At 41.3% G+C, this 23,050-nt stretch carries 20 protein-coding genes; 12 read left to right on the forward strand and 8 right to left on the reverse strand.

The features are described 5' to 3' along the window. Window positions 1-38: 38 nt before the first annotated feature. On the forward strand, window positions 39-722 hold the full coding sequence (locus ACS5PU_RS12125; protein WP_439459430.1) for an arylesterase: 684 nt from the start codon (window positions 39-41) through the stop codon (window positions 720-722). 206 nt (window positions 723-928) lie between these two features. On the opposite strand, the gene ACS5PU_RS12130 is transcribed toward ACS5PU_RS12125, so the two are convergent. The 3 genes from ACS5PU_RS12130 to ACS5PU_RS12140 all read right to left on the reverse strand — a co-directional run bounded on the left by ACS5PU_RS12130 (window position 929) and on the right by ACS5PU_RS12140 (window position 4,572). Further along, a complete protein-coding gene (locus ACS5PU_RS12130; RefSeq protein ID WP_439459431.1) occupies window positions 929-2,722 on the reverse strand; it encodes a cytochrome-c peroxidase in 1,794 nt (597 codons plus the stop codon). Between the two features lie 76 nt (window positions 2,723-2,798). Beyond that, entirely contained in the window at window positions 2,799-4,289 is a 1,491-nt protein-coding gene (locus tag ACS5PU_RS12135) for a hypothetical protein (RefSeq protein ID WP_439459432.1), read from the reverse strand. A gap of 136 nt (window positions 4,290-4,425) precedes the next feature. After that, window positions 4,426-4,572, reverse strand: a complete 147-nt coding sequence (locus tag ACS5PU_RS12140; protein WP_439459433.1) for a hypothetical protein — start codon at window positions 4,570-4,572, stop codon at window positions 4,426-4,428. Window positions 4,573-4,978: 406 nt separating this feature from the next. Here ACS5PU_RS12140 and ACS5PU_RS12145 point away from each other — a divergent pair, with 406 nt between their 5' ends. The 4 genes from ACS5PU_RS12145 to ACS5PU_RS12160 all read left to right on the forward strand — a co-directional run bounded on the left by ACS5PU_RS12145 (window position 4,979) and on the right by ACS5PU_RS12160 (window position 8,059). Next, window positions 4,979-5,119, forward strand: coding sequence for a hypothetical protein (locus ACS5PU_RS12145; RefSeq protein ID WP_439459434.1), 141 nt, complete (start codon window positions 4,979-4,981; stop codon window positions 5,117-5,119). A gap of 118 nt (window positions 5,120-5,237) precedes the next feature. Then, entirely contained in the window at window positions 5,238-5,888 is a 651-nt protein-coding gene (locus ACS5PU_RS12150; protein ID WP_439459435.1) for a response regulator, read from the forward strand. A 370-nt stretch (window positions 5,889-6,258) separates the two neighbouring features. After that, entirely contained in the window at window positions 6,259-7,479 is a 1,221-nt protein-coding gene (locus ACS5PU_RS12155) for a hypothetical protein (protein ID WP_439459436.1), read from the forward strand. 181 nt (window positions 7,480-7,660) lie between these two features. Beyond that, window positions 7,661-8,059, forward strand: coding sequence for a hypothetical protein (locus ACS5PU_RS12160; protein WP_439459437.1), 399 nt, complete (start codon window positions 7,661-7,663; stop codon window positions 8,057-8,059). 463 nt (window positions 8,060-8,522) lie between these two features. On the opposite strand, the gene ACS5PU_RS12165 is transcribed toward ACS5PU_RS12160, so the two are convergent. After that, window positions 8,523-11,588 carry a beta-L-arabinofuranosidase domain-containing protein gene (locus tag ACS5PU_RS12165; protein WP_439459438.1) on the reverse strand — a complete coding sequence of 1,022 codons (3,066 nt, stop codon included), beginning with the start codon at window positions 11,586-11,588 and terminating at the stop codon, window positions 8,523-8,525. A 288-nt stretch (window positions 11,589-11,876) separates the two neighbouring features. On the opposite strand from ACS5PU_RS12165, the gene ACS5PU_RS12170 reads away from it, so the two are divergent. Then, entirely contained in the window at window positions 11,877-12,515 is a 639-nt protein-coding gene (locus ACS5PU_RS12170; protein ID WP_439459439.1) for an NAD(P)H-binding protein, read from the forward strand. Between the two features lie 432 nt (window positions 12,516-12,947). Here ACS5PU_RS12170 and ACS5PU_RS12175 read toward each other — a convergent pair whose 3' ends face one another. After that, on the reverse strand, window positions 12,948-13,844 hold the full coding sequence (locus ACS5PU_RS12175; RefSeq protein WP_439459440.1) for a helix-turn-helix domain-containing protein: 897 nt from the start codon (window positions 13,842-13,844) through the stop codon (window positions 12,948-12,950). Between the two features lie 153 nt (window positions 13,845-13,997). Between ACS5PU_RS12175 and ACS5PU_RS12180 the strand changes: the two genes are divergently transcribed. The 5 genes from ACS5PU_RS12180 to ACS5PU_RS12200 all read left to right on the forward strand — a co-directional run bounded on the left by ACS5PU_RS12180 (window position 13,998) and on the right by ACS5PU_RS12200 (window position 17,988). After that, window positions 13,998-14,459, forward strand: coding sequence for a nuclear transport factor 2 family protein (locus ACS5PU_RS12180; RefSeq protein WP_439459441.1), 462 nt, complete (start codon window positions 13,998-14,000; stop codon window positions 14,457-14,459). A 252-nt stretch (window positions 14,460-14,711) separates the two neighbouring features. Further along, window positions 14,712-15,584, forward strand: a complete 873-nt coding sequence (locus ACS5PU_RS12185) for an alpha/beta hydrolase (protein ID WP_439459442.1) — start codon at window positions 14,712-14,714, stop codon at window positions 15,582-15,584. A 113-nt stretch (window positions 15,585-15,697) separates the two neighbouring features. Further along, complete coding sequence (locus ACS5PU_RS12190; protein ID WP_439459443.1) at window positions 15,698-16,435, forward strand: carboxymuconolactone decarboxylase family protein; 738 nt, start codon at window positions 15,698-15,700, stop codon at window positions 16,433-16,435. 1 nt (window position 16,436) lies between these two features. Then, window positions 16,437-17,498 carry an alpha/beta hydrolase gene (locus tag ACS5PU_RS12195; RefSeq protein WP_439459444.1) on the forward strand — a complete coding sequence of 354 codons (1,062 nt, stop codon included), beginning with the start codon at window positions 16,437-16,439 and terminating at the stop codon, window positions 17,496-17,498. A 10-nt stretch (window positions 17,499-17,508) separates the two neighbouring features. Beyond that, window positions 17,509-17,988: a cupin domain-containing protein gene (locus ACS5PU_RS12200; RefSeq protein ID WP_439459445.1), complete on the forward strand. Its 480-nt coding sequence runs from the start codon at window positions 17,509-17,511 to the stop codon at window positions 17,986-17,988. A 48-nt stretch (window positions 17,989-18,036) separates the two neighbouring features. Here ACS5PU_RS12200 and ACS5PU_RS12205 read toward each other — a convergent pair whose 3' ends face one another. Further along, window positions 18,037-18,354 (reverse strand): winged helix-turn-helix transcriptional regulator, encoded by a 318-nt coding sequence (locus ACS5PU_RS12205; RefSeq protein WP_439459446.1) that lies wholly within the window; start codon window positions 18,352-18,354, stop codon window positions 18,037-18,039. Between the two features lie 94 nt (window positions 18,355-18,448). On the opposite strand from ACS5PU_RS12205, the gene ACS5PU_RS12210 reads away from it, so the two are divergent. After that, window positions 18,449-19,363, forward strand: coding sequence for a DsbA family protein (locus tag ACS5PU_RS12210; RefSeq protein ID WP_439459447.1), 915 nt, complete (start codon window positions 18,449-18,451; stop codon window positions 19,361-19,363). Here ACS5PU_RS12210 and ACS5PU_RS12215 read toward each other — a convergent pair. Together ACS5PU_RS12215 and ACS5PU_RS12220 are read right to left on the reverse strand one after the other, a co-directional pair. Beyond that, window positions 19,352-20,851: a PAS domain-containing sensor histidine kinase gene (locus tag ACS5PU_RS12215; RefSeq protein WP_439459448.1), complete on the reverse strand. Its 1,500-nt coding sequence runs from the start codon at window positions 20,849-20,851 to the stop codon at window positions 19,352-19,354. The genes ACS5PU_RS12210 and ACS5PU_RS12215 overlap by 12 nt on opposite strands. 229 nt (window positions 20,852-21,080) lie before the next feature. After that, the gene (locus ACS5PU_RS12220) at window positions 21,081-23,042 is read right to left on the reverse strand and encodes a leucine-rich repeat domain-containing protein (protein ID WP_439459449.1); all 1,962 of its coding nucleotides are present in this window, start codon (window positions 23,040-23,042) and stop codon (window positions 21,081-21,083) included. Between the last annotated feature and the right edge of the window lie 8 nt (window positions 23,043-23,050).

The following is a 23,050-nucleotide window of genomic DNA, read 5'->3' on the forward strand; positions in this document are numbered from 1 at the left end:
ATAATGGATATTTAAATTTAGATATAGAACTGTTAAATATGTTACGAAAACGCATAATGGGCTTATTTGTTTTAAGCCTTGCACTGTTAAGCTGCAGTAATCAGGAGGGTAAAAGCAATAACGGTAAAACTTTAGATTCGGCTGACCAAAAAACGGCTGCGGTAATTACCGAAAAGAAGAATATTCTCTTTTTTGGAACGAGTTTAACAGCAGGTTATGGCCTTGACCCTACTGAAGCTTACCCAGCCTTGATCCAGAACAGGATTGATTCGTTAAAAATGCCCTACAATGTAATTAATGGTGGTTTAAGTGGCGAAACTTCTGCCGGTGGAAAGGGTAGGATTGATTGGTTGCTTAAGCAGCCTGTTGCTGTTTTTGTGTTGGAGCTTGGTGCCAATGATGGTTTACGTGGTTTACCAGTTGCACAAACGGTTAAAAACCTGCAGGATATTATCGATCGAGTAAAGGCAAAATACCCCGATGCGAAATTGGTCATGGCTGGTATGCAGGTTCCACCCAACATGGGGGCGAAATACGCAGCCGATTTTAAGCAAATATTTCCTGATCTGGCCAAGAAAAACCAAATGGCCCTGATCCCTTTTTTATTGGATAAAGTTGGTGGCGTGCCAAAATTAAATCAAGCCGATGGAATACATCCAACCGCAGAAGGAGATAAGATTTTGGCCGAGAATGTTTGGGTGGTGCTGAAAGGTCTGTTGTAGTTTTGGTTCCTTTTAACCACAAACAACGCAGAGTGAAGGCACAAAGAACACAAAGCTGGGCGTAAAAGGAGCACTTGGCTTAACTGTGAAATCCGTGTATCCTGCTTTAAGAAATGAAATTTTAACAAACCATCGTTGGATTTTAAAACCATCGTCATTACGATCCGATAGCAATTGGATGGAACAAAGTGGAGCGGAGAAATCTGCTATGGCAAATCATCAAGGGTACCCAAAAATGCAATAATCTGTTCAATTTCCAATTTGCTCAAATTTAATCTGTCGGCAGATAAGGTTTGATTTTCAACAGGGATACCCAAACCAATACCGCCGCCCCGGTTGTAAAAGTCCATTACCTGTGTTAGGTTTTTATAAACCCCGTTGTGCATATACGGAGCTGTTTTTTTGATATTCCTTAAAGTTGAAGTTTTAAAAGAGTACTTATATTGTGGGTAGGCATAAAGTGCATAGCGGCCAAGATCTTGATCTATTTTGGGCTTAATCGTATCGGTGGTTGAAGGTACGCCCAAAACTTCAGCCTCGCTTTTACTGAATAATGGTGCCTGAGTACCATTAAACAATGGCGCAAAATGACAGCTGCCACATTTGGCTTTTCCCATAAAAAGATTAAATCCTTTTTTTTCGTCGGCATTGAGCTGTTTTTTATCTCCGCGCATGTAGCGGTCGAAACGGGAATTAAATGGAGCTAAAGAACGGATGTAAGAGGCTAGGGCGTGTTGAATTTTCCACGCATCTGCTTTCCCCGATTTATCTTCATAGGCTTTTTGAAAAAGGCTGAAATAAGTTTTTGAAGAGTTGATTTTAGCTGCCGCCTGTGTGAGCGAACCATTCATTTCCTGTTTCTGGTGTACAACATCAAGCGCCTGATCTTCGAGCGTTCCTGCTTTCAAGTCATAAAAGAAACCGCGTTGCAAACCAGCATAAGTTAATGTTGGGGTATTTCTCAATAGCGGTTCTCCTTTCGATATTCCTGTTGCTTTACTTAAACCATCTGTAAAGGCCAGCGATTGATGATGGCAACTGGTACAGCTGCGGTTGGCGCCGTTAGAAAGTACAGCATCATTGAACAGTGCCTTACCAAGAGCTACCTTGTCATTATTGATAAACTGGGTACTATTGCCTACAAATTTATCTACGTTGAAGGCATTTGTTTGAAACATACTTATGGCATCATCATGCAAAGCAGATCCACTGGCCACAGTCGGTATTTTTCTTGCTAAACGCAATGAACTGATGTATTTGCTGATTGGATCAAGATAATCTGTTATAAAAGTTAAACGGTCGAAGTTGTTAAAATTAGGCTGTTTATCTAAATAAGCTATCGCCGAAGAAACCGTTTTATCGGTCGAAGCTGGTTCGTATATGGCAATTACATCGGCTATTCCACGCAAAGCCGAGGCAGTTTCCGGTATAGATTGTAAAGCATCAGGTGTATCAAAACCTGTAATGCCCAAGCTGGTAATCCTAAAAATTTCCAGCCGCATGGCATCAAATAATTGAGCGTCGGTAATTTGATACTGCTCATTAAAACGGCTCATGCGTTGCAGGTTGAGCTGCATTTTTTTTACTTCATTCAATAACTCTGCACGGTTTTCTTTTGTAGGTTGCTCATAAATAATTCCTTCCATCACCTGAAAACCTGTTGGTTGCTCAATCAGGTTTTCGCCTAGCTCAATTTCATCAATCGGTGCACCATTAAGCAGGGCAGAAGTAGAAGGGAAAAAATATTCGATATAATATTCTAATCGCTTATATTTTGCTCTTGTCTGTAAAAAAGATTGTTTAATTTCCTTCTCATTCCGTTGCAGTACAGCTTTCAGTAATTTCTTTTCGATGGCATCTTGGAAGGATGCCAGCTGTTGGTCGAAATCTGTTTTTACCAATTCTGCATTTGATCTGTTTTCCATTTTGCAGAAAATGGAAAGTAACGTAGCAAAGGTAATTAACGCAGCGAAGAATACTGTCTTTTTTAATCTGGGCATGCTCAGTGGGTAATGAAGAAATAAAATAGAAAAATCCCTTCCGGTTTTGCCGAAAGGGATATAAACATGTTTAATGTTATTTTGAAACGCCGCGAACAATTACAATCTGTCCACCTTCGTTGTTATTTACCAATCTTATTGTACCGCCATCAGCATTTTTGTACTTATCATTTGTCCAGGTATGTGGGTGTAAATTAACCACAAATGTATCGGGAATGCCTGTAAGTGCAGATACATCGTACATTGCACCATATTCCCAACTGCTTAACTGGGTACTGTTTGATGGGTTATATTTGGCATTAAAAGTTGCATCGGTTCTTCTGTGATTCATCTGTAACATCGGCTTTAACGATTTTGAAGCCATTGCAAATTGCCATATGGTTCCATCATGATCATTATTTTTGTAAAAAGAATCACCATCTTCTTGGATGTATACGTAGTTTTCGGTTACGCACAGGTTATCTGGGTTTACAATGCTTTTTCCAGGGTTGTCATTTCCATCAACGGCCACTTCCAATTTACCCTTTAATGGATTTGTTGCATCCAATACCAATTTATATACACGGCCCCACATGGTTTTTCCGCTTACGGGTGTAACTTTATCTCCCTGGCTAACACCAGTTGCGGTAAAATATACTTCGCGGCCATTTGCAGCGCTGCCTTTTCTGTAATCGATGTCTTCAACACGGGCTAGCATTAAGGCTTTTTTATCAATAGTTTGTTGTTGTAACTGCGCACCGGTGCTGCTTTTCACATTATCGAGCTCTACAAATTCAACATCATAAGTTTGGCCTTTATCCATGTTGGTTTCTACCGGATCGTTGTTACTGCGTTTCATCACATACAACTTTCCGTTTTCTAAATCTCCTTGTGTATTAGATACGTACATGGCCAACTGTCCATCGGTTTCATCTTCACCGATCATGATAACCGTTTTGCCGGCATATGAGGCTTTAGGTAGCGGAACAGCATTTTCGGCGCTCCATCTGCCCAACGCACTAACTGTTCTTTGTTTATTTTTCTTATCTGCAGCTGCAAGTGGATCAATAGCATGGATCATAGATTCAGCACCACTTTCTCCGGCAGTTAAAAACACAGGTTTAGAAAAGCCGTGTTCTTCTGGAGTTGCTAGTGTAGCAGAACAAAGACGTGTCATTCCGCCATCAGAATCTACGATATACTCTCCCTTTACCGGTTTGAAATTTTTATCCAAATATACCCTCGATACCGACTGAAGAATTTCATGGTTATTGATCATGATAAAGCCTTCGCCCGTAGGATTTTTGATGATGCCTGCACCATCCGGCTGTGCACCAAAAACAAAATCAGGTGATTGTGGCAGCACATCATCCGAGCTAATTAAGGTCGTAATATTCAGGCTTTCAAAACCGGGCATTGCTTTTAAGAGCGAAGGGTTTACTGAATAGTCTTTTAAAGTAACCGGTGAGGTGGTTTCTGGATTTTCTGCTTCATTGTTCTTTTTGCAGGCACTGATAACAGCTGCAGAAGTAACGAATGCGGCGATTGCAAGGGCTAATGCCTTTTGCTTTAATAGCGCTTTGTTCATAAGTTTTGTTTTCCGTTTGGCGCAAAATTAAATGAACCATGTTGCGGAAAATTTAAATATATGTTAAGCTAAAGTACCAGCTGTTATTTAGAATTCTTCTATGTACAGCTGCATCCTTCTACAGAAAAAAAATGTTTTATTCCATGCTCTTGGTATGGGGCAGCGAAGACAATGTTTTAACCTGTTTATGTTCTATGGGAGAAAATTGGTAAAACAGCAGCCAATAAGTTAAGGCCATAATCAATATCCCTAAGAGCGCACTGATTATATCTTTATTTTTCATATCCCTCATGTAACAAAAAAGATGCCGAGGAAATTGATTGCCAGCCGAATGTTCCGTTTTTATAGAACTATTGGTAATCATCCTATATTTTTATCCATTTGCGAGGGTTAAAAAGAAAGGGTGCAGCGTTGAGCTGCACCCATAGCTATTAGAAGCTTTATTGGGTATAACATCCGTTACCCCAGCGCTTACCCATCCCTAAGTAAGCGTCTTCCGCATGAAGACTCTTTATTTAATGAATGCCACCGCTAAATGAAAGCACGTTAAACATTTAATTTCAATTCATTTACCACATTTAAGCTGTTTTTTTAAAGAACCGATTAGGTACATTAAATGGCTTATGGTATTTACTGGAACAAAAATATTATAAAATCAACTTCCAGTTTTTTAATGCCTTACCCATTAAATGCCCAGAAATTTGGACAATATTTCGGCAAGCGTTCACGATAGTCCTCAGCCCGATGGGCCTGTGTCTTTTAGTTTTTGGATTTACCTTATTGATGCACCCGATAAAGTGTTGTACATAAGAGGTGTGGTTTTTGGGTAAGCAAATGGACAAGTCAGAATGTGTAATAAAATACCGCAATATGTAGTTTTGGCCAAACTGCTATTCGGAAGTAATTTCTGTTAATGCAGCAAGCTGTTGGGGTTGATAACTACAGAAAATGAAAAAGAAAAAAAAATACAGTTCCGACAGCTTTAATGTGCTTATAGCCGATGGGCAGGAAATTTTACGACGTGGTTTACGGGATCTGATGTTAAGCTGCTGGCCAAATGCAAAGGTATTTGTGGCACACAATTTAAGTGAAGCCTTGGTTAAAAACAAGCAAACTATAAATTTGATCATCTTCGATCTTTGCCTGGAGGGTGAGAGTAACCAAAAATTAATCAATCAGATTAAAATTGTGCATCCAGATGTTAAAATACTCATATTCTCTTCTTTAAATGAAGAGATTTATGCGCTTCCGCTTATAAAGTGTGGTGCCCATGGGTTCCTGCCCAAAAAGGCAGAAGAATCGGAAATTGTAACCGCAGTTTCAGCAATTTTAGCTGGGGGTAAATACTTAAGCCGGCTGGTAAAGGAAAATGTAATCAACAAGGTATTAGACAATAAACCAGATAATCCCCATGTTGTACTCTCAAACCGTGAATTGGAGATAGCAGGTTTCCTTAAGCAGGGTTTAGGGGTATTGGAAATATCCAGGCGTTTAAATCTTCAGATGGGAACCATTAGCACTTATAAGATTAGGATTTTTAATAAACTGAATATTAAAAATGTAATCGAACTGGCCGAAAAAATAAATAATAGTTATTAACTGTATAATATGCTTTATTAAAACAGGGGAAATTTTAAATTTGGTGTGGAAATTTGGGGAAAAATTTCCCCGGTTTTTGGTTTATTCCCCAGTCTACGTTGTTTAAAAACCTATTCCAAGCTTTAAAATAGGGCTGTAAATCTAGGTTTATTTTAGGTAAAATATTGGTATACAGCTGTTTGTGTTTGGTGGTAAATGTTGCTATTTGGATGTTGGTTCAGTTATTGTATTTGTATGTTTAAATTAAATGAGGCTTTATTGTTCGCCTCATTTGCTAAATAAACTAATTACAACATCCCTGTGCATGTATAGGCAAGCGAATAATTTAAATCCATATCTAAACATTTGTAGCAATTTAATCAGTCAAAAAATGAGCCTCCCGCAAATATGCGAGTGGCCCAATGCAAATTATATCAAGTTATCTGCTGCCATAGCGAGGGAAACTAAAGTTTATATCAGTAAGAATACCTTAAAAAGAATTTTTGGCAAGCTGAAAACTGAAGATTCTTATTATCCCCAACGGGCCACTTTAGATGCACTTGCCATTTTTATTGGTTATCAGGATTGGGACCACTTCAGATCATCAAAAGAGCAGGCCAATAACCCAGAAAAGGAAGCTTACACTCCAGCTGATGAAGCGTTCGGGAAAAAAAGGTTTATCATGAGCGAGGGCTTTATATTTTCTGTATTGGCAACCATCATGATCATTTTTATGGTGTTTATGTTCTTTTTTAAAAGTAGTAAACCAAGTCCATCCGATTTTAATTTAGTATGTGTTAATCCGGAAGGAGCAAATGCGCATTCTGCAATTTTTAAATTGGAAGGCAATAAAGAAAATCAGGATACCAGTACATTGATGCTTGATTTTGACGACAGGTTCAAAATGCCGATAACTTTAAAAGAACCAAATGTTATACATCATTTTGAAGGGCCAGGCTGGTACCGGACTATTTTGAGGCACAAGGGAGTGGCCATAGATACCAGCATCGTTTACATAAAATCAAAAGGATGGAAATCATATCTTAACGGTCCCTATAATGTTTATGGAAGGAATGTGCTGAAGCAATTTGATGGCACCATAGCGGGAATGAAAGGTTTTAGTTGGGCGGATGCAGCCAAGGCAGGCCGGGATACGATTAAACCTTTTTTCTTAAACTTTGTAAACATCAAGAAAACAAATATCGATGGCGATAATTTTGAGATGCTTGCCACTGTGAAAATGTCTGATAATGTAAAAAGAGGCCGATGTAGTGATATTCATTTTAATATTTATGGTGATGTTGAAAGCGATTACGTTGGTGTAGCCAACCCTGAGTGTGTAGCTTGGGCAGATGCCAAATTTTCGGAACAGGTAGTTACAGGTCTTTGGAAAGACCTTAGATCTTTAGGTACAGATTTTAGCAATGGTGGGAATGTTAAACTTCGTGTCGAAAATAAGAAGGTGCGGTTTTACATCAATGGTAAGCTGGCTTATGTTACTAAATACAATAATAAACTTGGTAAGGTTTCGGGTGTTAAAATACTTTTTTCTGGCTTGGGCGAGGTCCACGCCTTTTCGTTACGTGATTTAAAGACCGGCGAAACATTTTAGTTCAATAGATTTTGATTATACGGATGTGGTTGAGTAAAACCATGTCTGGATTATTTAGTTAGCCGGGATTTGTTATAGCCCGTTTCTTGGCATTTATAATCCTTTCAGTGCTTGGGAAGCAATCAACTTAGCTTGTTTTCGAAAGCCATAAATGCTATATTTACATCAAACGGATGAAAAGATGAAAACAGCCTGCTTCATTACACTATTTGCAATTTGTGTGTTAAACAGTAAAGCACAAATTTCTGTTCAGCCTAAAACAACAGATCCTTTGGTGAGCGGTTTTTATAATAAGCCAACCTTTACTGATTCTTTGTTTCATCAACATGGTGCTATAACGAAGTTTCAGCTGATTAAACCAACGGTTACTTTAAAAACAGATCTGCTTCTGCGCGACAGCAGTAATTATGCCTATCAATATGATAAATCCTTTTCCAAACAACCTTTCCTTATAGATAATTTTTCGGGCAGCAAGTTTCAGCGTGTGCCAAAATATGGTATTGTTAAAAGAGATTTGCTTTTAAGAGATACTGATAAGGAAACCAAATTGATTTATCTTTCTACCGAAAACAGTAAATAACTCCAGTTGGTCAGGATTTAGAATTGTTTTTTAGATTTCTCCACTACGGTCCAAATGACGCTTCAATTAGTCGGGATTTGTAATCACATTTGATGAATTAAGGATTTATAACCCTTCAATTACTAATATAAATAACAATACGGCAAAGGCATCATATAACTTTCAAAAATACTTTGTGCTTTCGCGCCTTTGTGGTTAATTAGATCAAAAAGCCTTGCTTATCAATCGGGCCTGAGGGCAGGAGATGCATTGATTGCAAGCAATGAGATTAATCCAGCCTCGGTTGATCAGATTTACACAGCAGTTAAGGAGACTGGCTAAAAATAACCTGAAGCTGGAGATAGACCGGAAAAACAAAAAGGTAATGATCCAGTTAAAAAAAATTTAAGAACTTGAATTTGAAATAAGCTAAAAAGGGGCTCCTTGTGTGTTAAGTAGCCCCTTTTTGCTGTAAATTAAAGGTTTATTTCAGCGTTACATCCAGATACACCGAATGGCGGCCGTAGGTATCGTAAAATGGTTTAAAAACCACATTGTCGATGGTAAACTTTAGCTGTTCCGGGTCGCCTTTAATCGATTTGCTGATATCGTTTGCATCCAAAGTTACCTTGCGCCAATCTTTTCTGGCTTCAGGTTCTTGGGCCGCCAGGAGTAATGGGCCATAAAACAAACTGGCTATATTCTGCTGGTCCATTACCGGATCTAAGTGAAATTGGAAAGGCATTTTTAATTCAATCACATCGCCATTTTTCCAGCTGCGGCTTATTTTAAGGTAACTGCCAGGAGTAGCCTGAACCTTTTCGGCTTTGCCATTTATTTTAACTAAAAAGCCATTGGTTGCCCAGCCGGGTACACGTACATGTACATCAAATTTTCCGCTGCCCTTAATGGTCAGGCGGGTATGGTCTTCTTTAGGGAAATTGGTGGTCTGCTCTATGGTAATCCCACGTTCTTTCCAGTTTAGTGTTGATGGAACATATAAATTGACATAAAGTGCCTGGTTATCTTTACTTTTAAAATAAATTGAATTTTGCAGCTTGGTACTGCTTTCAATGGCGGTACCGTTGCAGCAGGTAAAACCGGTCATATCTGCATTGCCAAATTGTTTAATAGAGCCGGGTCTAAGCGGTACATGATAGGTATTGGCAGGGCTGTTTTCGGCAACTGAGGCCAGGATATGGTTATACAAACCACGTTCGTAATAATCCATCAGTTCGCCGCGCTGATCGAAAAGAAACAGATCGCCAGTTAATTTTAGCATGTTGTAGGTGGCACAGGTTTCATTTTGCCCGCCTTCAGAGAAACCATTCTCGTACAGGGTTGCCGGCTGTGCAACAAAACACTCTGCATTGGCCGGATTTCTTGCTCCTGCCACGCCACCGATACTGTACATATAATCGTTTACCATTTTGTTCCAGAAATTATCGGCTATGCTGTAATATTCGGGATTATGCGATACCCGGTACATTTCTATGCTGCCCACAATTTGCGGAATATGCTGGTTGGCATGTAATCCCCTGAAAAGATCTACGTTTTTGGCCAGCCCGTTTGAATGCTCGGTATCGCCGTAAAATACCTTGATGTTATCGAATAACTGTGCTGTTTTTAAATAGTTAGGTTTGCCGGTAATGTGGTACAGCCTGGCCATCGATTCGTTCATGCCGCCAAATTCGCCGGCAATGTAAGTGTTCCACATTTTAATAAGCGTTTCCTGAGGCAGTTGGCTTAACCGGGCGTAAACCCAATCGCCCATATTGCTCGCAATTTCGAGGGCTTTTTTGTTTCCGCTCACTTCATACACATCAATTAAACCCGCTAAAATTTTGTGCAGCGTATAATATGGTGCCCAAACCTGGTTTTTCTGTCCGCCGTATTTGGCTCCATTTTCTAACATGATAAACTGATCGGGCGGATATGCGCTGATAAAGCCTTTTCCCCAGTTCCAGTAATCGGTGCGGATACCCTTTTCACTCAGGTCCGAATCGTAATCTGATTTGCCCGGACCATGTGGCACAGCTCTCGGATCAGCAACATAATCACCACCGGCAGTTTTTGCCTTGCCTGATAGTTGTGATAACCCGTACAGCGTATTGATCATATACTCCATTTTTTTGGAGAAGTTGGCCTGCAGCTGTTTATCGTAGGCGGTTCCGGCATAGGCCTGTGCAATGGCCGAAAGGTAATGGCCGGTAGCATGCCCCCTTAACTTGGTATCTTCACTGTCCCACACCCCTAATGCTTTTGCACCCTCAGGTTGTTTTTGCCCAAAAGCATTGCGGAACATATAGAGGAACGAATTCGGATCGGTTTTGGCCAAAGTGCTGATAAATTTATCACGGTTTTCGATGAACTTGCTGGCCTGGCCATGCGCATCGGCATGTAGTGTAACCTGATTTAAAGGGAAAGTGGCTAATTTTAATGCCGGAGGAGTCGATTTTTTAGGTGCTGTTACCGTTACAACGGCTTTAGGCTCAAAATTTGTTCCGGCAACCCGCCCGGTAACTGTGTATGTTCCAGGTTTCAAAACCGTAACGTTATCGGTTGGCGCAGGCCATAACACCCGCACTTTCGGACCGTTCATGTTATTTTGATAGGTACCCGTTACGTAGCTGGGTAATCTTGGTAAGTTGCCAACAGCTGTTTCTACCGTTACATCGGCTACCTGTGTTAAGTAGGCATTGTAAAGCTGTGCTGTGCCGGTAGCAAATTTTGGAAGATCATCTTCACGCTTACCCACATTCACAGCACTTTCTTGGCTGCCCCTCATGGCGTTGCGGTAAATTCCGGCAACCTGCCTTGCGCTTAGCGGTACACGGTAAATGCGGAAATCGTGCACCAAAGCGTTAAGGTACGGATCGCTTGGAGTTAACGATTTTCCGATGTATAGCAGGTTTTTTTCTCCCGGCTGTTGGTTAAATACAGCCGTTAATTCTAGCGGTATATCTTTGGTTTGGCCTACAGGTTTGCCATCTACATAAGTAACCATGGCTTTTGATGGGATATCTATCACAACTGTTAAATACACCCATTTATTTATTTCGATAGCTGCAGAAACGGCTCCGTTTTTATCTGCTTCTTTGGTTGTAATCAGTGCCTGAAAGCCTGCCTGCCTGCTGGTACCCACTGGGGCTGCAAAAAAATGCTTGGTGGCATCCTTTCCAAAATCAAAAAACCGTTGTCCTGGCTGTTTTGAGCGCAATAATATCCAGCTTGAAATACTGATTGATTCCACATCGGTTAGTACTTCTGCAGGAATGGCAACAAACGAACCGTTATCTCCAGAAAGCGATAAAACCTTGCCAAATCGGTTTTCAGTAGTAAACTTGGCCCCCATACCTTCCAATTTGGCATGGAAATTATTTCTAGACCAATCTTTAGCATCCCCATTAAAAATATAGCGTGCACTCATTCCGGTTTCACCGATCCCATCCAATATCTGATCGCCATTTTGTGCCTGCACCGTACCAAAAACATGGGTAAAAAGCGTAACCATCAAAATGCTACGTAAGCATACTTTGTATAATTTCATATTTTAAACATTATCATCTATAAGCATATCTATTCAACGCAAGCGGAATACATTTCAACGGGCTTTATCAATTATATTGTGCCAAGCATTCAGGCTTTGAAAAAATCAGCCTAAAATTAGGCAAATGGAATTGGTAATAAAGTGCCATATTTGGCAAATATTGGCTATATTTTATCTTTAATAAAAATAATAGGTATGTGCCATAAATACATTAACAAGGGGCGTTGTCCTATCTTTCGTCTATTTGTCAAGATCAATTGCGATATTTAACATATAAATTATACGGATATGAAAGCACTGGTAATTGGAGCAACAGGGGCTACCGGAAAAGACCTAGTAGAATTGCTATTAGCCGATGCCCGATATACAGCTGTTGTTACCTTTGTGCGTAGGCCAAGTGGGCTTGCCCATGCTAAGCTTACAGAGGTACACACAGATTTTGATCAATTGGAGACTGTATCATCTGCTATTAAGGGAGATGTAGCGTTTTTATGCCTTGGTACCACCTTAAAAGCAGCAGGATCTAAAGAAAGACAATGGCATATTGACTACGAAATTCCGGTAAAATTTGCCGGGCTGGCCAAAGCGAATGGCCTGGGCAGCGTAGTTTTGTTATCGGCTTATGGTGCTTCAGCAACAAGTAATGTATTTTATTCGCAGGTAAAAGGTAAGCTAGAAGATAAGATCGCCAGTTTGGCCTTTAGCCAGTACATCATATTTAGACCTGGATTACTGCTCCGCAAGGAAACCGACAGGCTGGGCGAAAAGATAAGTGCAGGCCTGCTGTCGTTTCTAAATGGTTTGGGGCTGATGAGAAAATTCAAACCCATGCCAACCGAGGTACTTGCCGAAAAGCTAGCTAAAGCCCCAAGCAGTTTACCCGCAGGAAAGCATATTGTAGAATTGAATAAAATCTTTGATTTTTAGCTTCGTTGAATAAAAATCGTCATTGCAATAACGATCTACTCTATGGGGACTTTTAATGGCATCGAATAGATGTGATGCCTTTTATTTGGAAATGTACGGTTCTGTGTTTCATGGCTGCTGCCGTCCCGCCATCGCTTATAGTCCTCGTTTCGCTGCGCTCCACTGTGGGCTAACCGCTTTGTCGGGTTTATGAACAAAGGTTTGTTTTGGTAAGTGCTAAAAAGGCTTAAATAGTATCACAGGGCTTGCCACCAAAACCATAGCGTAAAACCCAAAGCCCGAGGTACCAGGGCGAGGATTTGAAGCGCAGGGCGGGACTGCAGAGACCGAAAAGCGGTGTTATTGTTTTCCATAACAAATAGGTCTTATTGACCTTAATCTCACAGCGAATTGCATTGCGATTCACGCCTGCACGCAAATAACGATTGCCTTTTAACTCATGCTGCGGTATTCGTTAGGTGTAGCCCCAACGCGTTTTTTAAATAGCCTAATAAAATGCTGTGGGTACTTAAAGCCCAGCTCGTAAGCAATCTCGTTTACGGTTTTGCTGCTGTCAAATATCTTGTTTTTGGCCACATCAATAATTTTTGCCTGAATAAATTCCTGGGCAGATTTACCGGTTTCCTTTTTAATTAAATCGCCAAAATAATTGGGCGAGAAATGCAGTTCCTCCGCACAATAGGCCACAGCGGGCAAACCGATTGAATAAGGCTTTTCAGATTTGAAATAACCATTTAGCAGTTCTTCAAAATTTTCGAGTACCCCTTTGTTAACCGTATCGCGGGTAATAAACTGACGGTCGTAAAACCGGTCGCAGTAATTCAACAGCAGTTCAATATTAGAAGCAATGAGTTTTTTGCTGTGTTTATCAATTGATTGCTGTAATTCAGTATCAATTTTTTCGAAAAGATCCAATACCAGTTGCCTTTCTTTGCCCGATAAATGCAGTGCTTCGCTGGTGTGGTAACTAAAGAAATTGTATTCACTTAAGGTTTTGCCAAGCGAGGTTCCCCTGATCAGATCGGGGTGGAAAACCAGGCCATGCCCTGCAGGCTGGTAATAATCCACTTTATTTTCAACATCTATAGTCTGCCCGGGCGAAATAAAAACCAATGTTCCGGCCTGGTAGTCGTAATAATGACGGCCGTATTTCAGATCGCCACATTTTACATCTTTCAAAAAGATACAGTATAACTCAAAATTCATTTTGGTACCAGTTCTTTCTTTCGCTTTTGAGAAATCGATAACGCTCACCAAGGGGTGATGGGTTTCGTGGTTATTAAACTCATTGTATGCATTAACTGTCTCAAAATTAAATTCCTTTTCCATAGCGCTGTGCTTTGCTTACACAAACTTAATCAATTCGCTACGGTTATCATCTTATCCAGTAGGCCATCAGTAATATTGGTAGTAAAAGCAGGAATCTATCTACTGCGTTCTTAGTAATTGAGTGGATATTTGTAATCAGATAAAAATAACCTCATGATGAAAACTTTTCTTATAGGCGTATCCGTACTCCTTGCTGGTTTGCAAACCAAAGCGCAAACGGCCAATCAACCAAGCCCTGCACAGCAGGAAGTAATTAACCTATCTAAGCTTAAATGGGATTGGATGGCTGAAAAGCAGGTAGATTCTTTAAGTTTGCTTTTTGATGAAAAATCAGTATTCGTACATATGGGCGGAAGCTGGGGTAAAACGCAGGAAATCAATGTGATCAAAAGTGGCGGGATCCATTACAAAAAGGCGGATATCCATTCCGTATCGGTTAACCTCATTGGCAATACCGCTATTCTGTTAAGCAACATTACCTTACTGGCAGTTGTTGGTGGAAATGAAGTGACCAACCCTTTTATTGTAACAGAGGTTTATGTTAAGGAAAAAAACAAATGGAACCTCGGATCGCTTTCTTTTACCAAAGTAAACACACCCGGGGCGCAACGTTAGCAGTCCCCAATCAGTAAAACCGAAAAATGATGAAGAACACTAAAATGCTCCGGCCATTTTTACTCATGGGTTTAATCCTTTCGGCTGCCATGCAGGTAAAGGCTCAAAATTTAAGGTCCCAAAAAACCTTTAAGTATCGTAGCCCAGGGCAGTTTTGCCATAGGCGGTACGGCTAGTGCCGCGCCGGGGCAGTTCGATCTGGAAAATGCACTGAAGCCGCAGGGGCAAAGTTTTCATGGCGACCATGCTTATGTGTTTTATCAGGTTCCGCAGAAAGCGCACAGGCTGCCCCTTGTTTTTCTACATGGTGCAGGGCAGTCAAAAAAAACATGGGAAACTACCCCTGATGGGAGAGAAGGCTTTCAGAATATTTTTTTAAGACGGAATTTTCCGGTTTACCTTGTCGATCAACCACGGCGCGGAGAAGCTGGAAAAAGCACTGTTGCCGCAACCATTAACCCAACTGCCGATGAGCAGTTCTGGTTTACACAGTTCCGTATCGGCAATTATCCCGATTATTTTCCGGGTGTACAGTTTCCAAAAGATGCGGCATCGCTCGAACAGTTCTACCGGCAGATGACACCCAATACCGGAGCTTTTGATGGCCATTTGGTTGCCGATGCCATTTCTGCCCTGGTGGATAAAATAGGAGGTGGCATATTGGTTACCCATTCGCAGGGCGGCGGACCCGGATGGCTTGCTGCCATTAAGAATGAAAAAGTGAACGCCATTGTTGCTTACGAGCCTTACAGCGGTTTTGTTTTTCCAAAAGGCGAGCTGCCTGCACCCATTCCATCCAACGGATTATTCGGTGAATTGAAAGGCCTGGAAATACCGGTTTCAGATTTTAACAAGCTGCTTAAAATCCCGATTGTTATTTATTACGGCGATAATATAGCCAAGGAGCCAACCAAGATCTGGAACAAAGACCATTGGCGCTCGGGCCTCGAAATGGCCAGGCACTGGGCGGCTACCATCAATAAACACGGAGGCGATGCCACCGTAATCCACCTGCCCGAAGTTGGAATTACAGGCAATACGCATTTCCCCTTTTCCGATCTAAATAACCTCCAGGTGGCAGATCAGCTATCTGCATGGCTCAGGCAAAAGGGCTTGGATAAGTAATTAAGGTTGTAATCCCTGTAATACATCTACTCTAATACTGCCAGCTAAACTGATCTTTGTATCGAAATAAGAAAGCAGTTAAAAAAAACGACAGGAAATAAAATTTAAAATAAATGAAATTACTAAATATCCTATCGGTAGCGGTTTTGCTATCCCTTGCGGGCGGTATGTTCAATAAACTGACGGCACAAACTAAACCAGCAACAGCAAACAGGTTAAGTACCCAACAGCAAAGTATTATTGCCATTTCGGCCGCTGCGGGTAAAGGCGATTTAAGTGGTTTAAAAGAAAACTTAAACAAAGGCCTTGATGCCGGATTAACCGTTAACCAGATCAAAGAATCGTTGGTTCACCTGTATGCCTATTGTGGGTTTCCGAGGAGCTTACGGGCCCTGCAGACCTTTATGACCGTTTTAGATGAACGTAAAGCAAAAGGCATCCACGATCGGATCGGTAAAACCGCAACGCCCATTAAAGATCAGCGCAGCAGGTACGAAAGGGGTAAGGCTACTTTAGAAGAATTAACAGGGGTAAAAGAGGCGGGGGCAAAAACGGGCTATGCCGCATTTGCACCAGAAATAGAAGTCTTTTTAAAAGAGCATCTTTTCGCCGATCTATTTGAGCGTGATGTGCTTACCTATACTGAAAGGGAACTGGTTACCATATCGGTACTGAGCAGTATTGGAGGAGTAGAACCCATGCTGCGGTCGCACCTAACCATTTGCCTCAACCTTGGCCTATCGCCAATACAATTGAAGGAGTTTGTAGAAATTATCAGATCTACCCTGGGCGCAAAAGAAGCAAACAGCGCACAAACAGTTTTAGATGAACTGTTAAAAAACAGAAAATAACATGAAAAAATTGACATCAATAATTGCCCTGGCCATATCAATAGGCGCTACCGAAAATACACAGGCACAATCGGCCTTAAAAGAACAGGGTAAAAATCCATTTACTTTGGTATATGATGGGGCCATTATCAAAAATGAAAAGGGAAAAGTAAACATCCATCCTGTTAGTTACGATATTGGGGGCGTCAAAATTGCCGCAAATATTTATACACCAGCTGGTTTCAATCCGGCGAAAAAATATCCAACAGTTGCAGTTGCCCACCCCAATGGAGGGGTAAAAGAACAGGTTGCCGGCTTATATGCACAGCGCTTGGCCGAAGAAGGCTACATTACCATTGTTGCCGATGCGGCCTATCAGGGCGCCAGCGGTGGAACACCAAGGAATACAGATAAACCGGCCAACCGCATAGCCGATATACATGCCATGGCCGATTATATTTCGGGTTTTAAAGGTACAGATACTGCAAAACTTGCCTTGCTTGGAATTTGTGGCGGTGGCGGTTATGCCTTAAAGGCTGCCCAGGCTGATAAACGCTTTAAGGCTGTTGCAACATTAAGTATGTTCAATTCGGGTGAGGTAAGGCGTAACGGATTTTTGAATAGCCAGGTTGCAACCATCCAGCAGCGTTTAAAACAGGCCTCGGATGCAAGGGCGCAGGAAGCAGCGGGTGGAGAAATTGTTTACGTGGGAACAGCCAGTCCAACCGATGAAGAAATTGCCAAAATACCAACCGATTTATACCGGGAAGGATACATATATTATTACCGGTCTTATGCGCATCCGAATTCGACTTTTAAGTATACCATGAGCAGTTTGATGGATCTGATGACTTTTGATGCCAATACCAACATGGATCTGATCAATCAGCCTTTGTTGATGATTGCAGGCAGCAAAGCCGATACCAAATACATGACTGATGAAGCCTTTGAAAAAGCAACAAATACCAGAAATAAAGAATTGTTCCTGCTTGATGGGGCAACGCATATACAAACCTATTGGAAACCGGTGTATGTAGCCCAGGCCGTAAATAAACTGGTTAATTTTTATCAGGTCAACCTATAATAAAAAGATTATGAAATACCATTTTAACATCATAATACCCGCACTGCTTTGTGTGCTTATGGCCTGTTCCAATAATCAAAAAGCAGCGGTAGGGAAACCAAAAACGGCGCTTGTTTTTCCGCAGGGTAAAAAAGTGACCAATAATAACTTTACAGGCACAGTTTACCTGCATAATATGATTGAAGGCGATAGCCTAAACCAGAACAGCGTAGGCAATGTAACCTTCGAAGCAAAGGCCCGGAGCAAGTGGCATGTGCATCCTGCAGGTCAGATTTTGCTGGCAACCGATGGTGTAGGTTATTATCAGGAACAAGGGAAACCAAAGCTTATCCTCCGTAAAGGCGATGTAATTAAATGCCCGCCCAATGTGGCCCACTGGCACGGTGCAAGCATTGATACAGCCTTTGTGCAAATTGCGATAACCAGCCGCGAAAAAGGACCTACGCTTTGGCTAGAGCCCGTTACAGATGCACAATACAAGGGCAATTAAACACTCAGCATTGATTTAAGGCCACTTTGTTTAATCGGGCTCCGGCGCTTAGTTTTCTCCAAGCAATTCCAGTTGCTCAAAAAAAGGCACTAGCGATCTTCCTTTTGTGGTTAGGTAATATTCAACATGCAATGGTTTTAGCCGCACAACTTTTCTTTCCAAAAGCCCAACCTCTTCCAGTTCGCGTAGGGCAGTGCTGAGCGATTGTTTGTTTGCCCCAGGAATATCACGTAACAGGCTACTGAAGCGTAAAGGTGCATCTAAGGAAAGCCGAAAAATTGCGGGCCTAAACTTTCCTGAAAGCAGTTTTAACAGTGCCTGCGCTTTGCAGGGTTCTGCATGTTCATCATTGGCTTTTGTAGTCATGTTTTTTTGACTTATTGACGGTGATATTAATCTTTTGGAGATTTGCACAAAAGTAAAGATAAGATACAGAAAACAGGCCAATCGTTAAAAAACAATGAACGGAAAAAATAATAATCCCCTGCTGTGCGATCCCGAATTGGGGATATGCGAACTGCCCCATGAATCAGTATTGGAAGGAGAAAAACCAGCAGCAGTTAACCATAAAAAACTCAGCATTATTTATTTCACCGATCCGATATGCTCTACCTGCTGGGGAATTGAACCGCAGTTAAGGAGATTGAAGCTGGAATATGGCGATGCGCTGGATATCGATTACCGCATGGGCGGATTGCTTCCGGATTGGAGCTATAACAGCGGTGGGATAAGTAAACCATCAGATGTGGCAGCGCATTGGGATGAAGTAAGTGCGTATTATCAGGTACCTATTGATGGCGATGTATGGTTAAGCGATCCGCTCGATTCTTCTTACCCACCTTCAATAGCCTACAAGGCGGCCGAATTACAGGGGTCAGAGAAGGCACAGGCCTTTCTGCGGATTTTGAGGGAAATGGTGTTTTTAAAGAAAAAGAACATTGCAAAGTGGGAGAATATCGAATCTGCAGCTGTTGCAGCAGGTTTGGACGGCAACCGGCTGAAAATAAACTTTGATGGACAGGCGAGGATTTTGTTCCGCAAAGATCTCGAACTTGCCAGGGAGATGGGCGTAAGGGGCTTTCCGACCATGTATTTCATCAATAGCAGCGGCGTTACCGAAAAAGTGTACGGTTTCAAACCTTATCAGGTATACAAAGAGGCGCTTAATAAAATTGCACCGGGCATCGTTAAAAAAGATTATCCCAAAACATGGGAGGCGTTGTTTGGTCAATTTCCATCGCTCATGGCCCGGGAGTTTTCAGAACTTGCCCATATTTCTACAGCAGATGCACAGTTACTGCTAAGTAAATTGGTGGCAGAAAAAAAGCTCTCGGTGCTGGTTACTAAAAACGGGAATATCTGGTCAAGAATTTAAAGGCAGGCTAAACGTAAAAGTGGAGCCCTTTTTGGGTTCGCTTTTAACAGTGAGCGTGCCGTTGTGGCGCTCAATAATGGAGTGGGCAAGGTAGAGGCCTATGCCAAATCCCGAGAAATGCTGCTCATCTTTGCCTTCTACCCGGTAAAAACGCTCAAAGATTTTTAGGTGGTCTTTTTCACTGATGCCAATACCATGATCGGTGATGCTAACACTCACCTGATCTTCTTCTTGAGTTATTGAAATGTTTACCGGAGTTTTTGCTGGCGAATATTTGATGGCATTGGCAATCAGGTTGATAATTACCTGTGCAATTTTATCGCGGTCTAATTCTGCAGTAAACTCACCATTCTGTTTTAAGGTAATGTCCCTATCAGGGTTGGTCATCCGGAAATCCTCAACCATTTCGGCTATCAGGGCATTCAGGTTTATTGGCCTCTTGTTCAGGTCCAGCCGGCCGCTTTCAATGCGCGATAAATCAAGCATATCCGATACTACACTGGTGAGCTGCATTACCAGGCGGCCAACACGGTCAAGGCCTCCTGCAATCTTTTCTTTTTCAATATCGTTCTTTTTAATTTCCCGCTGCATCAATTGGATGTAACCTTTGATAGAAGTTACCGGTGTTTTAAGCTCGTGCGAGAGCATACTTACAAAATCTGCTTTCCGCTGCTCTTCTTCCTTAAATTTCTGTATGTCGGTGGTCGATCCGACCCACATTTTAATCTGTCCATTTTCATCCAGGATGGGCGAGGCAATATTTAAATGCCATATGTATTGGCCTGAGGTGTTTTTGAAACGCATTTCCGATACATGTGGCAAACCTGTATGGGCCGCTTGAGCAAGCCCTAACTGGAAAGCGGCAATTTCATCAGGGTGCATCATCTGGTGGTAGCCGAAATCTCTGAGGTCTTCAAAACCCATTCCGGCAAAATCCAGCCAATGCTGGTTAAAAAAGGTAACCTCTCCTGATGGGAGCGCGTAAGAGATTTTGGCAGGTACCAAATCGGCCAAATGGCGGAAATGCAGCTCGCTCTCTTCAATCTTTTTTCTGGCCACAACCTGTTCGGTTACCTCAAACACAAAATTAAACACACCATCAATTTGGTTATGTATATTTCGCCTTGGTACATAGTTAAAGGTAAAATAACGGTCGGTGGTTGGTCCGCCCTCATAATCAGAAATGGGCACGTGCAGTTCGTGTACTTCGAATGGGGTACCATGGTGATAGGTTTCCAGCATCGAATCTATTAACGGAGCACCCTTCAGCTCGGGTACAGCCTCTAGTATCGGACGCCCGAGCAGGTTTCTTCCGGCAAGGATTTTTTGGTAAGCGGGGTTAACCATTTCGTAGGTAAGCTCAGGTCCTGTCCAAAGACATATGCCAGCAGGCGCTTTCATAAAAAACTCGTTAAGCTTATTGCGCTCTATTTCCAGTATTTCGTTGGCCCGGTCTACTCTTTTACGCTCAATAGGCAGGATAATCATCCCATCGAATTAGATGCTTATTCGAATATGTTCGAAGAACGGATTAATTATCTGCCTAATAATCCAGTTGAGGCTGGGTTGGTGGCAAATGCCTCAGACTATTTATACTGTAGTGCTATAGATTACGAAGGAGGGAAAGGATTGATTGGAATTGATCTATTGGTTTAACCACGGCACAAGTCGGGCCGCTGCTTAGGGCAGGGGCGCTAAGACTTGCGCCAGAATGGGATTACGTAGAAAAGTACCCAAAATTGCTGGCATAAACTTTTCCTTTACTAATGCTTATAATATATTTTAAGCGTTCTAAGGTAAGATTTGGTATCGAGTACAGGTTAAAAATAATACCTTGTTTCATTTTGGCTACATCATCTGGTATATCGTCTATATCCGTATTATTAAATGAAATGTTATTAATGCTTTTTAATGGAATTATTGCTTTTGGAAAAGTTTTCAACTGTGTCGAATTCAGGTTGAGCCGTTCTAAGGCATCAAGCTCACCAAATGAAGTTGGTAGGCTCTCTACTTTACTGAATTGTAAATTAATCTCTTTTAGCTTTTTAAGCTTTCCAAAGCTGTTTGGCAATGACTTTATGCCAGATGATTCTCCATTAAAATAAGTTAAGGATGTAAGATCACCAAAACTTTCAGGCAATGTTTCTGCCTTGCCCCCTAAAAATAAAGTTGATAGTTTACTGAGGTTTCCAAAGCTGTTGGGAAGCTTGGTAAAGCTTCCATAAAGAGTTAACGACTCGAGACTTTGAAGGTTTCCAAAATTTTCGGGAATAGATTGCAAGTTCAGTCCGCTGATTTTTAGTGATTTTAATGTTGGTAATGCCGAGAAAGATTCAGGTAACGCCCTAAGTTTATTACTGGTAATTTCAAGGGTTTCGAGATTTCTAAGGTCTCCCATTTTTGATGAAAGCGTCATTTCACCATTTGCATTGTCATCAAAAATTAAACGGAGGAATTTTAAAGATTTACACTCGCTAAACCTTTGAGGGAAATAGGCATATTTGCAGTTAAGCTCTACATGTTCCAGCTCTTTTAACTCTCCAATATCATCAGTTAAACTAAAAATAGTGGTGGTGATCTTTTTTAAATTGGTAAGGCCGCCTAAAGTCCCATTAAAGTTTACATAGCCCGAATATCTTACGCTAAACAATTCCAAAGCCTTTAAGTTGGCAAAAGATTTCGGGAGCAGTACTTCGTTAGATGAAGGTGCAGAATTTCTAGGAGCAAAAAGGAAAATCTTTAATTTGGTAAGGTTTCCAATATTGTCTGGTATATTGGTATTATAACCTGCTCCATCAATATTCAATTCTTCCAAATTGAGGTAATGATCGCCAAATATAGGCGATATTTCCCTCAAGCTTGAGCCCCCTAAAATAAGCCGACGCAGGTATTTAAATGCCGATAGTGCTGGATAGGTTTTAGGTTCTCCAAATATCCAGGCAATCCCCGAGGCTTGTAGGTTAAGCTCTAATATATTTCCTTGGTTATCTTCAATGATTCGGCCATCACCACGCGATAACTGTAGCTCATACAGTCCCTCATCTTGGGTGTAATTTCCGGTTTTAAAGGTTTTCTTATATTGAAAAACCTTACCCGCATATGTATAATTGTAAGTGGCCGTATAATTGGTGTTTGCATAGCCATGTAGCTCTATGCTGGGTTTTTTGTCAGGACTTTCGGCATTACCATCAAAATATTTAGAAGAAAGCTGTCCGTATGCGCCATCAATGCTCCAGCTTCCCCTATATTTAGGGTTTACCGATAAGGTACGGATGGTTTCAAATTTTGATGAAGAAATATCCGTGATCTCTATTGCTGGTAAGGGGATTTTTATCTTAACCTGCACAGTGCCTATACTTCCATCTTTATCTATACGCTTCCATTCAAGGGTATATTCTTCACCCGGTAACCCTTTAAATTTACTAAACGGGTTATTTTTATCCTCCAGGGAAACATAGTTGTCAACAATATTCCCTGCCAATATCCGCCATTCTCCACGCTCCCCACTTTGTAAAGTGCTTGCATTTAAACTAACCGTAAAATCTTCGCTCGCCGATTCTGCTTCATTGATTTTAGGTTCGTATTTATCCTGAAGTATATCAACATATTCTTTTTTCTTACAGGAATTTAGGCTAAATAGTATCGCAATAAGCAATAAGTAACGGTAGTTTTTAAGCATAAAGAGCA

This window comes from Pedobacter sp. GSP4 (assembly GCF_051857575.1).
Taxonomy (GTDB): Bacteria; Bacteroidota; Bacteroidia; order Sphingobacteriales; family Sphingobacteriaceae; genus Pedobacter.